Below are 12,822 nucleotides of genomic sequence, written 5' to 3' on the forward strand. Positions count from 1 at the left end.
AACATCACAGGAGTAATGTAATGGGCGGCTTCGTAACTTCACGTGTAGGCATCGCTAAAACAATCATTGCGCTCTGCAGTTTTGGGCTATTCGCTCAAACAGCGGTAGCTATGGACGAAACAGCCAACGAAACCAAACAATTTGTTGACCAAATGGTCTCTAAGCACAATTTCAAACGTGCTGAAGTTGAGCAGCTACTCGCCCAGGCAGAACGTAACGAAACTATTCTTGAAGCGATTGCACGCCCTTGGGAAGCCAAACCATGGCACCAGTACTATCCTATATTCCTTACTGAAAAGCGTCTTAGTGCTGGGCTCAAATTTTGGCAAGAGCATGCTGACACGCTCGCACGTGCAGAACAAACTTATGGCGTTCCTGCGGAAATCATCGTCGCCATTATTGGCGTTGAAACTTTTTATGGTGAATACCGTGGCAAATACAGTGTGCTCGACGCGCTCTATACACTCGGTTTTCATTACCCACCGCGCGCAACGTTCTTTCGCTCTGAATTGGAACAATTTATGTTGCTCACACGCGAAGAGTCGCTGCCAGCAACCGAGCTAATGGGCTCGTATGCGGGCGCCATGGGGTATGGACAATTCATTTCATCGTCGTACCGACATTATGCTGTCGATTTCGACGGCGATGACGTGCGTGACTTATTAGGTAACCCCGTTGATGCGATTGGCAGTGTGGCCAACTATTTTGCGCGCCACGGCTGGAAGCAAAATGCTCCGGTAGCACTCAAGCTGGCAACCACAGACACCCATGCACAATTGGTCAACAAAGGCTTAAAGCCTGAAGCGACGCTTGCTAACCTTTTGCAAGACGGTCTAGAATTACCCGAAGGTCATGCGTTGAGCGATGATATGCTTGGTAAAGTATTCGAATTTGAACAGACTGAAAAGAACGAATACTGGCTGGGCTTGCATAATTTCTATGTGATCACGCGATATAATCACAGTCCGTTATATGCCATGGCGGTTTACCAATTTAGTCAACAATTACAAAAAGCGCGCTAATTACTTATGGTTGGACTTCGTTTCGTTTTCATTTTTTTGCTGGTGAGCGTGCTTAGTGCATGCTCAACCGCCTCGAATTCGCGTTATAGCCAAAAATATGACTCGATTCCAACCCGCTTACCTACCGCGAACGAATTAATTGAGCCAGAACCCACGTTTGAAGCACCAAGTCGCCAAGGCAACCGTACCTACTCACTGTTTGGTAATACTTGGCACATCCTTGATGACGTGTCTGCATTTAGTCAAGAAGGCACAGCATCTTGGTATGGTGAAAAATTTCATGGTCATCTGACCTCCAATGGCGAAATTTATGACATGTACGCCATGAGTGCTGCACACAAAACATTACCCCTGCCAACCTACGTGCGGGTCACCAACCTTGATAACAACAAATCTGTGGTGGTTCGTGTAAACGACCGCGGGCCTTTTCATGGCAACCGCATCATCGACCTTTCATATGTTGCGGCTTACAAACTCAATATGCTGGATTCCGGTACTGCCCGTGTACGTGTCGAAGCCCTGCAGCCGAGCTCCAACAATGAGATGTTGGCCGTTACGCCTCCTTTGAAACTGGACGACATTGAACAGTTCTATATTCAGGTTCATGCCGGTAGCGATGCCGAGCGGTTAAAGGCCGAAGCGCAACAATTACAAGATTTATACCAAGTTCCTGCAACTACTCAGCCAAACAATGGTCTATATCGTGTAGTTTTGGGGCCGTTCGCTGAACCACAAACGAATGAATTGCTGGAACAGTTGCGAAATGCAGGCTACCCCGATGCTTTTCGGGTTGCAGTGCCCTAATCGCTGCGTTTTACCATTGATTGTGCTATATTCAGCACCCTTTTTTTCATCTAGAGCTAAACAAACCAGAGAATGAATACTATGCGTCGTGTACTCCGTCATTTTGTTCGCACAGTTGTCTTCACTGCAGCCGCTTTTACAGCTGTCGCACAAGCCGCAATTGTTCCCCCGGCACCATCAATCAATGCCAAAGGTTACATTCTGATTGATTACACCACCGGTCACGTCATTACCGCGGGTAATGAAGACGAATCATTAGCTCCGGCAAGTTTGACCAAAATGATGACCAGCTACATTATTGGTCGCGAGTTGCAGGCTGGTCGCATCAACAACGATGACTTAGTGACCATTAGCAACAATGCCTGGGCGAAGAACTTCCCTGAATCATCAAAAATGTTTATCGAAGTTGGTAAAGAAGTTTCTGTTGCCGACTTGAATCGCGGTATTGTGATTTCATCAGGCAACGACGCTTGCGTAGCGATGGCCGAGCACATTGCTGGCAGCGAGGATGCATTCGCCGATTTAATGAATACCTATTCAGCTGAATTGGGCATGTCAAACTCCAGTTTTGCCAACAGCCATGGCCTGCCTGATCCGAATCAATACAGCTCACCACGTGACATGGCCACCTTGGCACGCGCACTAATTCGTGACGTGCCGGAAGAATATTCGTTGTACGCGGAAAAATCATTCACCTACAACAATATTAAGCAATACAACCGCAACTCACTGTTGTGGGATCGCAGCATGAACGTGGACGGTATCAAAACTGGCCACACCAATGAAGCAGGCTACAGCCTTGTTTCATCTGCAACCGAAGGCGACACCCGCCTCATTGCTGTAGTTATGGGTACCTCAAGTGAGCAAGCCCGTAAAGTTGAAAGCAAGAAACTGCTTAACTATGGCTTCCGTTATTACGAAACAGTTACCGCTTACCAAGCTGGCGAAAGCTTTGTCGATCACCGCATTTGGGGTGGTGAACAAGATACTGTGCAGTTGGGCGTCACTGAAGCTGTTGTTATTACGCTACCCAAAGGGCAGCGCAATAATCTGAAAGCCAATTTCGAACTCAATCAAACCCTCGAAGCGCCCATTGCAAAGGGTACCCAAGTAGGTACTGTTTATTTGCAACTTGAAGGCGAGGACATTGCCAGCTACCCGCTAGTCACCCTCTCCAGTGTTGAACAAGGCGGTATGTTTAAGCGCTTCATGGATTGGGCAAAACAACAATTCAGCGACGAATCGTAAGTCACCATTTGTATGACCACAACGGTTTATTTGAATGGCGAATGGCTCGCCAGTGAACAAGCAAAAGTCTCGGTCTTCGACCGAGGCTTTTTGTTTTCAGACGGCATTTATGAAGTTGTTCCCGTCTATCAAGGCCACCCCTTCTTACTCCAATTGCATCTGCAACGCCTGCACCGGTCACTTACCGCAATCGGCATTCAAGCGCCCACCGAAGACTTTTGGAACAACTTGGTTGCTGAATTGATACAACGCAATGCAGACCCTGACTGCTTGGTATATATTCAAGTGACCATGGGGGCAGAAGCCCAGCGTTCGCATTTACCGACAAGCGATTTGCAACCCACTATATTCGCCTGTGTTTCACCATTGCAGGTGCATTGGCAGGTACCTCAACCAGCCAAAGTGGCGGTACTCGATGACATCCGTTGGCAGCGTTGTGACATTAAAAGTATCAGTTTGCTAGGCAATATCATGTTAAAGCGTGAGGCCGCTGCGCGGGGCGCAATCGAGCCACTTCTGCATCGAGATGGGCGTATTACTGAGGGCGCGTCGTGCAATTACTTCGCCGTACACCAAGGTAAATTACTTACCCCACCCGCTGATCACTTGATTTTGTCGGGTATTACCCGCACATGGGTATTGCACCTTGCGCAACAACTACACATTGAAGCTGTTGAAGAACCGATTTATGTCAACCAATTGCACCACTTCGATGAACTGTTCCTCACCAGCTCAAGCCGCGAAGTGCAGCCGGTTGGTCAAATTGATGATATAATTGTCGGCAATGGTCAGTGCGGTGAAGTTACCGCACGTTTAGCTGAAGCGTTTCAAGCCAGCAAACGACACCTAATTCAGGAGTAAAAGCATGCAAAAAACTAGCTTTGACGAATTGGTTGAGTTTCCATGCCACTTTACCTTTAAAGTAATGGGACTTGCCACACCAGAACTTCCGGATACTGTCGTTGCCGTTGCTCAAAAGCATGCACCAGGTGATTATTCACCTTCGGTAAAGCCAAGCAGTAAAGGCAACTACCATTCGATATCGATTAAAGTTCAGGTAACCAGTCAGCAACATATTGAGACTTTGTATCGCGCGCTTGCGGATATCGAAGAAGTTCGTTATGTCCTCTAAACTAATTATTCGCCATCTTGGTCGGCAACCCTACGAACCGGTATGGAATGCGATGCAAACGTTCACCGATGAACGTGACGAGCACACCACCGATGAACTTTGGGTACTTGAACACGAACCTGTGTTTACGCAAGGCCAGGCGGGCAAAGAAGAGCATATTTTAGCACCCGGAGATATTCCGATTGTAAAAGTCGACCGCGGTGGGCAAGTAACCTATCACGGTCCAGGCCAATTGGTGGTTTACTTCTTGTTAGATATTCGTCGCCGTAAAATGGGCGTGCGCCAACTGGTCAACGCGATTGAAGACGCAATAGTGGCAATGATGGCCGAATATGGTGTTGAAGCTGCAGCACGTCCAGACGCACCGGGTGTTTATGTAAACGGCGCTAAACTATGTTCGTTAGGTTTGCGTATACGTAAAGGCTGTTCATTTCATGGATTAGCGCTAAACGTGGACATGGACTTAACACCGTTTCTACGCATTAATCCCTGCGGCTACGCCGGCATGGAAATGGTGCAAAGTATAGATTTGAATGGGCCGCAAAGCGTAAGCGAAGCGGCTCAACATGTCACCCAGATATTTGCTAAATTACTGGGTTATGAACACACGACTGAAGAAACAGGATTCGCGAGAAATTATGTCAAAGCCAGTTAGAGTTGAACCTGGAGTAAAATTACGTGACGCCGATAAAATGGCGTTGATTCCAGTCAAAATTGTCCCAACTGAACGCGATCAGATGCTGCGTAAGCCAGAATGGCTGAAGGTGAAGTTGCCTGCATCAACCCAACGCATTGACGAAATTAAGCAAGCCATGCGTAAGCACGGTTTGCATTCAGTGTGTGAAGAAGCCTCGTGCCCTAACTTAGCCGAGTGTTTTAATCACGGCACGGCAACCTTCATGATCTTAGGCGCTATTTGTACCCGTCGCTGCCCATTCTGCGATGTTGCGCATGGCCGACCGCTACCGGTTGACCCTGAAGAGGCTGTGAAGCTGGGCGCAACAGTACGCGATATGAAAGTGAAGTATGTCGTCGTTACCTCGGTTGACCGTGACGACTTGCGTGACGGCGGTGCACAACACTTTGCGGATTGCATTCGTGAAATTCGCGCACATAGCCCAGGTATTCAAGTTGAAGTTTTGGTTCCTGACTTCCGCGGCCGTATGGACGTTGCACTTGATATTCTATCTGATGAAGCGCCTGATGTGTTCAATCACAATCTTGAAACCGTGCCACGTATGTATAAAGCAGCGCGTCCAGGCGCTAACTATCAATGGTCATTAGATTTATTGCAGCGTTATAAAAAGGCACGCCCAGATGTACGCAGCAAATCCGGCCTGATGGTCGGCTTGGGTGAAACCAATGAAGAGATTCTTGACGTCATGCGTGACCTACGCGCACACGATGTTGAGATGCTAACAATTGGCCAATATTTGCAGCCAAGCCGCCACCACCTGCCAGTTACTCGCTATGTAACACCAGCAGAGTTTGAGATGTTCCGTGAAGAAGGCGAGAAAATGGGCTTTACTCATATAGCTTCTGGCCCACTGGTTCGTTCGTCATACCATGCTGATATGCAAGCCGCTGGGAAGGAAGTCAAATGAGTACACTGATTTGGTGTTTACTTATTGCTGGATTACTGCCCATTGCCGCTAAAGCACCCGTGGTTTACTTTCAAAACCGCGACAAAGGCTACGACAACCGCCATCCGCGCGCGCAACAGCAACGTTTAACCGGAGCTGGCGCTCGCGCAGTTGCAGGCCACTACAATGCATACGAGGCGTTCCCGCTGTTCGCTGCTGCTGTATTATTGGTTATTGTTGCTGAGCAAATTACCGCGTTAAACATCACCTTAGCGGTGAGCTTTGTTGGCTTGCGCATTGCCTACCACGTATTCTACTTAACCAATTGGGATAAACTCCGCAGTTTGGTGTGGTTATTCGCGCTGTTGTGCCCGGTATTAATGATTGCACAAACGGCAATTACCGTGGCCGGGCAATAAGTTCTAAATACAATTCAGGCCACTGGCCAATATCGTAATATTGCATTGGCGTCATAGTATTTACTGGGCGCCATGCATATCTGTCAGTTTGCTGGCACGTCGCGATTGAATACAATCCAACATCTTGGTCCGTCGACCCCAACCGCCAACGCTGCTCATTGGCATCGATTGGCTGCCCTAGTGCTCGCCAATCAGGTACCGCAAAACGCCACGGTAGTTGCATCCACAAGTCAATCAAGGCATCGCGATCAAGTGTTGTGCTTGCTGTGGTCACAACATTAAGGCTTGGATGCGCGTAGCGCCCAGCACAATAGTTGTCAGCCAGCTCCGCGCTCATCGCGTACTCATCGACAAACCCCAACCAATGTGCAATTTCATGGGCAAAGAGGCTTAACGATGCATTGGTAGGCAACACAATAGAATGATTTTGACTACTCGCAATACCGAGTTCATCGGCAACAAACAAAACGCGGCGGTTTTGCTTATGGTGCGGTTCGCGCACGGCACACTGTGCTCGCCGCCGTGCGCCAACCGTGGTGCAGTTTAATTGTTCAGGGGTATACGTTTCTACGGAAAAACAATTGATAAAGGCAGCCAACGGGTGATGTTGCCATCTTGATAACATGGCTAGCGGTTGGTTGTGTTGCTGTTCTGGCAGCCACAATGTTACGGCTGCATGCACACCACACTGTTGTCCGGCCAATTGAGGTTGCGCCGCAAGCGCTGTTTGCTCAAAGGCCTCCTGAATGATTGTGGCATTCGCATGAGTCGACAACAAGCTGGCGCAGCACACGATTACTACCGCCCACTGCCTGGTGATGCGACTACTGACCTGAAGCAGCTTCAATCGCTTGTTTACTGCGTTCCAGTTCCAAATTCGCATAGCGGTACTCAAGAAACATAAAGACATTAGTACTCATAGCCAGTCGGAAATACACTGAAGCCGCCTGAAAGTCGCCTTCCAACTGTTTCAATTTACCTAAGTAGAAGTAAGTTTCGCACATCCGCTCTGCCAGCGTTTCGTCGGGCTTCAAATCGCGTACCGCAAACCCTTTTAAAAAGGTTTGTTCGTCAATGGCACCGAGCATTAAATCAACTAAGCTCCACCCCCAATCAGTATTACCATATTCAACGCGACGTTGTGCCAGAGCAAGGCGCGCGGCCGCAGGGTTTTCTTCAACCTCTGCTAAAAATAGCCAGATAACACGATAAGGATCATCCGGTTGTGCTTCGTAAAAGGTCGTCAAGTCGTCAACTGCCAGGCCAATACGATTGTCATAATAAGCATTTACACCGCGGTTGAGCGTTGCGTATGGGTGATCGGGTTCAAGTTCTAACACGCCATCGAACATTTCATACGCATAATTAAACTCTTCCAGTTGGGTGTAATGAATACCCAAGTAATTATACGCATCAGCTAAACGCGGGTTGTACTCTAAGGCATGATTAAAGTCGATACGGGCAAGGGTAACCAGACCCAAGGCGTCATAGAGCGAACCGCGCCGGTACAGAAGCTCTGCTTGGCTTTCTTCTGGCAGATCCATGTCGCGTGCGACAATCTCATTAAGTTTAGCGATTTCTAGCTGGTAACGCATATCGGGAGCTTGTGGCGTGACCACAAACAAATTGGTTAACGCAGCGTTTTGTGATTGCCCTGTTTGCGCACAAGCGCTGAGCAAAAGGGCGACCAAAACCAAAGCCCCAAAACGGATTTTCATGAAGCACGACCTTGTCTATAACATGATGTAGGCATAATAACTTAGATTGGCAAAAAAGACGAAAACGGAATGTTAAGAAATATAAATAAAAAGGCCGCGCTTTGTCGCCAAAGCGCGGCCCTTATCCAATATCCGATATCTAATATCTAATATCTAATATCTAATATCAGTTTTGTCTTTCATTAACTCTCAGCGTTATCGCTTGAGCTTTCTTCAGTTGCATCCGTTGCTTCTGCAGCAGGTGCCGCAGCTGGCTTGTCAGACGCATCTTTCATGCTTAAGCGCACACGGCCTTGACGGTCAATTTCGAGTACCTTAACAGGTACCACGTCACCAACTTTCAAGTATTCGTTTACGTCATTCACGCGTTCTTCAGCAATTTGTGAAATGTGAACCAAACCATCTTTACCTGGCAGAATTGTCACAAACGCACCGAAATCGACGATACGCGCAACTTTACCATGATAAATACGACCTACTTCCACTTCAGCAGTCAGCTCTTCGATGCGTGCAATTGCGGCATCAGCTGATTCTTGATCGGTGGCTGCAATACGCACAGTACCGTCATCATTGATTTCAATGTTGGTGTTTGTGCTTTCAGTTAATTCACGAATCACTGCACCGCCTTTACCAATTACATCACGGATTTTATCCGGGTTGATTTTGATGGTGGTGTAGCGCGGCGCATAGCTTGAAAGCTCAGTACGCGCGCCAGAGATGGCTTCGTCCATTACGTGCAAAATATGCAAGCGTGCAGCTTTCGCTTGAGCCAATGCTTTTTCCATGATTTCACGGGTGATACCGTCGATTTTGATATCCATTTGCAGTGCAGTTACACCTTCAGTGCTACCTGCTACTTTAAAGTCCATATCACCTAAGTGATCTTCGTCACCAAGAATGTCAGAAAGAACAACGAAATTATCGCCTTCTTTCACGAGACCCATAGCAATACCTGCAACCGATGATTTAATCGGTACACCAGCATCCATTAATGCCAGTGACGTACCACATACTGAAGCCATTGAGCTTGAACCGTTTGACTCAGTGATTTCTGAAACCACACGAATGGTGTATGGGAATTCTTCCTGTGAAGGCATAACCGCTTGCACACCGCGCTTCGCTAAACGGCCATGACCGATTTCACGACGCTTCGGCGAACCAACCATGCCGGTCTCGCCCACACAGTATGGAGGGAAGTTATAATGCAACATGAAGCGATTGCTGATCATACCTGACAGGTCGTCAATCATCTGCGCATCACGCTCAGTACCCAAAGTAGCAGTTACCAAGGCCTGCGTTTCACCGCGTGTAAACACAGCTGAGCCGTGGGTACGTGGTAATACGCCGGTAGCAATGTGTAATGCACGAACCATATCTGGTTCACGACCGTCGATACGCTTCTCGCCAGCGATAATGCGGCCGCGTACAACTTTACTTTCTAACGAATGGAACAAGTCGCCAATTTCTTTGGTGCTGAGCGTTTCGTCTTCAGCAAGTAACTTTTCAGTCACTTCAGCTTTCAATGCTGAGATTTGCTCATAACGCTTTGCTTTTTCCGTAATGCGATACGCATCGCCGATACCAGCTTCAGCTAAATCTTTAATTTTACCAAGCAACGCGTCATTGGTTGCTGGAGCTTGCCAATCCCACTTCTCTTTACCGGCTTCTGCTGCAAATTCGCTGATTGCAGTGATCACGCTTTGCATTTGCTCGTGACCATAAACAACCGCACCTAACATTGCATCTTCAGAGAGCATTTGGGCTTCTGATTCAACCATTAATACTGCACCTGCAGTACCGGCTACAACCAAGTCCAACTTCGAAGTCGCCAATTCATCGGCAGTCGGGTTAAGTACGTATTCGTCATTGATAACACCAACGCGCGCTGCACCAATTGGGCCAGAAAAAGGCACGCCAGAAATAGCAAGCGCTGCTGAAGTACCAATTAAGGCAACAATATCAGGGTTAATTTGTGGGTTTACCGAAACTACCGTAGCCACAACCTGTACTTCATTTTTGAAGCCTTCAGGAAACAGTGGACGAATTGGGCGGTCGATAAGGCGACAGGTTAATGTTTCATTTTCAGACGGACGGCCTTCACGTTTGAAGAAACCACCTGGGATTTTACCTGCAGCGTAAGTACGCTCTTGATAGTTAACTGTTAACGGGAAAAAGTCCTGGCCTTCTTTGGCTTCTTTCTTAGCAACGACAGTAACTAATACTGTTGTGTCGTCCATACTTGCAAGAACTGCACCCGTTGCTTGACGCGCCATCGCGCCGGTTTCTAATGTTACTGTATGTTGACCATACTGAAATTTCTTTGTAATCGGATTCACGTGTTATTTTCCTTTGTCTTTCTCTTAAATTCTAAAGCGCTATTAGCTACTAGATATTAGATACTAGCGAAATGCCGGCTCGATTTTCTAATATCCAATATCTAATATCCAATATCGCTTTAGTTTTTCATTAAACAAAAAAGGGGCCGCAGTTGGGCCCCTTTGCTCGAACAGTGCTTAGCGACGTAAACCGAGTCGCTCAATCAGGCTTGCATAGCGCTGATTGTCTTTACGCTTCAAGTAGTCCAACAATTTACGACGTTGGCTTACCATGCGCAACAGACCACGACGTGAGTGGTGATCTTTGGCGTGTTCTTTAAAGTGGCTTTGCAGCTCGTTAAGGTTCGCAGTTAACAACGCTACTTGAACTTCTGGAGAACCAGTGTCGTTTTCGCCTTGACCAAATTCTTTAACGATTTCCGCTTTTTGTGCCGCAGTTAGTGACATATATTACTCCTGATTGTTAAAAGATGTCAGTGCCAATCACTAATTCAGCACCGACGAAATCGCTGTGGATTATACGCATGAACGTGCTAAAACGCAACGCTAACAGCAGCTAATCTCAGTCTGGTAAATTGACCACGCGCTTCGGCGCCAAAGCACCATCGCGCCAAATGCCAATTCCCAGAAACACCCCGTCTGCGGCTCGAAATACACGCATAGGCAGCTCTGAATTTAGGGGCTCTTCGGGCAGTGTTGCCGGGTTACCACTGATGAAACGTATTGCATTGGTGGCATCAATTTCTACCGCAGGTACTTGTCGAATCACACAGTCATTCGGCTGCAGCAATGCATCAACCGCAGCATAATCGCCTTCTTCAGGGTTAGTGGTTGCTGCCATTGCGGCTATCTCATCCATCGTGAGAACCGGGCCCTCGACCCCTTCAATCCAAGTGCGATGCAACGCTTGCACATACGCACCGCAACCCAACCATTGCCCCATATCATCGATTAACGTACGAATATAGGTACCTTTTGAGCAGGTAACTTCCAGCGTCAGCTGATTACGTTCAGTCGACCAATCAATGAAGGTAATCGCACGGATGGCAATGGTGCGGGTTTTGCGGGGCACCTCAATGCCCTGCCGAGCGTACCAATATAGCGGGCGCCCTTCATACTTCAACGCGGAGTACATTGATGGCGATTGTTCTTGGTTGCCGGTGAACTGAACGATTGCCTCATCGATTAAGCTGCGTGTTATTCGTGCCAGCGCTTCCGGCTGGCAACGCTCAACCACTTCACCTTCCGCGTCACTGGTTGTGGTTCGAGCACCTAGCTGCGCAACCACACGGTAGGTTTTGTCTGCTTCAAGCGCAAAATGTGAGACTTTGGTGGCCTCACCAAAACACAACGGCAATAAGCCCGTTGCGAGCGGATCTAATGCGCCCGTGTGCCCTGCTTTATTGGCATTAAAAAAACGCCGCACTTGCTGGAGTGCGGCGTTTGATGTGATATCACGGGGCTTGCTTAACAAAATCACGCCACTTACATTGCGGCCCGACTTACGACGTCCCATTTAATCGTCTCCGTTCGAATCCTTGTCGCTGGTATCATCACGGTGGGTGTCGCGACGAATCGCTTCATCAACCAACCGTGACATGCGAATACCTTCATTCAACGACGGATCATGCACGAAACGTAACTCAGGCATTACCCGAGCACGTACACGTTTACCGAGTAATGACCGAATGAAACCAGACGCATCATTCAATACCTTCAATGCGGTGGTTACATAGGCTTCATCGTCATTGAAAAAGGTGACGAATACTTTGGCATACGCCAAATCACGCGACACTTCAATGTCCGATACAGTGACCATCGACACACGTGGATCTTTAATTTCACGCTGCAATATCATCGCTATCTCACGCTGGTACTGCTGACCCACGCGGTCAGTACGGCTAAAATCTTTGCCCATTTCGGTTTATAAGCTCCGCTCTACTTGAACTGTTTCAAATACTTCGATTTGGTCACCCACTTTCACGTCGTTGTAGTTCTTCACGCCGATACCACATTCCATACCGTTGCGAACTTCTTGAACGTCGTCTTTAAAGCGGCGCAATGAATCCAACTCACCTTCAAAGATAACCACGTTGTCACGCAGTACACGAATTGGCGCTGAGCGTTTCACGATACCTTCAGTAACCATACAACCAGCGATGGCGCCAATTTTCGGTGATTTAAATACATCACGGACTTCGGCCAAACCAATAATCTGCTGCTTGAACTCTGGTGCTAACATGCCACCCATTGCCGCTTTAACTTCGTCAATGAGGTCGTAGATAACGCTGTAATAGCGTAAATCAACGGCATCTTGTTCGATCAAACGTTTCGCCGATGCGTCAGCACGTACGTTAAAACCAATCACGATAGCATTTGAGGCACTTGCCAATGATGCGTCAGTTTCAGTAATACCACCAACACCGCTACCGATAATGTTCACTTTCACTTCATCAGTAGACAGTTTCATCAATGAGTCAGAAATAGCCTCTAGCGAGCCCTGCACGTCAGACTTCAATACAATATTAAGTTCTTGTACTTCGCCTTCTTGCATGTTCGC

The 12,822-nt window shown here is 47.8% G+C and carries 15 protein-coding genes; 8 read left to right on the forward strand and 7 right to left on the reverse strand.

The window, feature by feature from the left end:
• The first annotated feature begins 20 nt into the window (after nt 1-20).
• The 8 genes from mltB (at nt 21) to ACN0UN_RS02865 (ending at nt 6,208) form a co-directional block, all read left to right on the forward strand.
• Nucleotides 21-1,022: a lytic murein transglycosylase B gene (gene mltB, locus ACN0UN_RS02830; protein ID WP_417658623.1), complete on the forward strand. Its 1,002-nt coding sequence runs from the start codon at nt 21-23 to the stop codon at nt 1,020-1,022.
• Nucleotides 1,023-1,070: 48 nt separating this feature from the next.
• Complete coding sequence (locus ACN0UN_RS02835) at nt 1,071-1,826, forward strand: septal ring lytic transglycosylase RlpA family protein (RefSeq protein WP_417658624.1); 756 nt, start codon at nt 1,071-1,073, stop codon at nt 1,824-1,826.
• A 72-nt stretch (nt 1,827-1,898) separates the two neighbouring features.
• Entirely contained in the window at nt 1,899-3,074 is a 1,176-nt protein-coding gene (locus tag ACN0UN_RS02840) for a serine hydrolase (RefSeq protein WP_417658625.1), read from the forward strand.
• Nucleotides 3,075-3,086: 12 nt separating this feature from the next.
• Nucleotides 3,087-3,935 carry an aminotransferase class IV gene (locus tag ACN0UN_RS02845; protein WP_417658626.1) on the forward strand — a complete coding sequence of 283 codons (849 nt, stop codon included), beginning with the start codon at nt 3,087-3,089 and terminating at the stop codon, nt 3,933-3,935.
• Nucleotides 3,936-3,939: 4 nt separating this feature from the next.
• Complete coding sequence (ybeD, locus tag ACN0UN_RS02850; RefSeq protein WP_417658627.1) at nt 3,940-4,206, forward strand: DUF493 family protein YbeD; 267 nt, start codon at nt 3,940-3,942, stop codon at nt 4,204-4,206.
• Nucleotides 4,196-4,861, forward strand: coding sequence for a lipoyl(octanoyl) transferase LipB (gene lipB, locus ACN0UN_RS02855; RefSeq protein WP_417658628.1), 666 nt, complete (start codon nt 4,196-4,198; stop codon nt 4,859-4,861). Before ybeD ends, lipB begins: the two co-directional genes overlap by 11 nt.
• A complete protein-coding gene (gene lipA / locus ACN0UN_RS02860; protein ID WP_128351079.1) occupies nt 4,845-5,810 on the forward strand; it encodes a lipoyl synthase in 966 nt (321 codons plus the stop codon). The genes lipB and lipA overlap by 17 nt, the downstream gene beginning before the upstream one ends.
• Nucleotides 5,807-6,208, forward strand: coding sequence for an MAPEG family protein (locus ACN0UN_RS02865; RefSeq protein WP_417658629.1), 402 nt, complete (start codon nt 5,807-5,809; stop codon nt 6,206-6,208). The genes lipA and ACN0UN_RS02865 overlap by 4 nt, the downstream gene beginning before the upstream one ends.
• On the opposite strand, the gene ACN0UN_RS02870 is transcribed toward ACN0UN_RS02865, so the two are convergent.
• The 7 genes from ACN0UN_RS02870 to ACN0UN_RS02900 all read right to left on the reverse strand — a co-directional run.
• Nucleotides 6,189-7,091, reverse strand: a complete 903-nt coding sequence (locus tag ACN0UN_RS02870; protein WP_417658630.1) for a hypothetical protein — start codon at nt 7,089-7,091, stop codon at nt 6,189-6,191. The genes ACN0UN_RS02865 and ACN0UN_RS02870 overlap by 20 nt on opposite strands.
• The gene (nlpI, locus tag ACN0UN_RS02875; protein ID WP_417658631.1) at nt 7,033-7,926 is read right to left on the reverse strand and encodes a lipoprotein NlpI; all 894 of its coding nucleotides are present in this window, start codon (nt 7,924-7,926) and stop codon (nt 7,033-7,035) included. The genes ACN0UN_RS02870 and nlpI overlap by 59 nt, the downstream gene beginning before the upstream one ends.
• A gap of 182 nt (nt 7,927-8,108) precedes the next feature.
• Nucleotides 8,109-10,262, reverse strand: a complete 2,154-nt coding sequence (pnp, locus tag ACN0UN_RS02880; protein WP_417658632.1) for a polyribonucleotide nucleotidyltransferase — start codon at nt 10,260-10,262, stop codon at nt 8,109-8,111.
• Nucleotides 10,263-10,439: 177 nt separating this feature from the next.
• Nucleotides 10,440-10,709 carry a 30S ribosomal protein S15 gene (rpsO, locus tag ACN0UN_RS02885; protein WP_128351084.1) on the reverse strand — a complete coding sequence of 90 codons (270 nt, stop codon included), beginning with the start codon at nt 10,707-10,709 and terminating at the stop codon, nt 10,440-10,442.
• Between the two features lie 115 nt (nt 10,710-10,824).
• Nucleotides 10,825-11,778 (reverse strand): tRNA pseudouridine(55) synthase TruB, encoded by a 954-nt coding sequence (truB, locus tag ACN0UN_RS02890; RefSeq protein ID WP_417658633.1) that lies wholly within the window; start codon nt 11,776-11,778, stop codon nt 10,825-10,827.
• On the reverse strand, nt 11,779-12,180 hold the full coding sequence (gene rbfA, locus ACN0UN_RS02895; protein WP_417658634.1) for a 30S ribosome-binding factor RbfA: 402 nt from the start codon (nt 12,178-12,180) through the stop codon (nt 11,779-11,781).
• A gap of 6 nt (nt 12,181-12,186) precedes the next feature.
• Nucleotides 12,187-12,822, reverse strand: a 636-nt coding sequence (locus ACN0UN_RS02900) for a translation initiation factor IF-2 (protein WP_417658635.1), incomplete at its 5' end; no start/stop codon positions are given.

Origin of the sequence: Pseudidiomarina sp. (genome assembly GCF_048267825.1) — a bacterium.
Taxonomy (GTDB): domain Bacteria; phylum Pseudomonadota; class Gammaproteobacteria; order Enterobacterales; family Alteromonadaceae; genus Pseudidiomarina.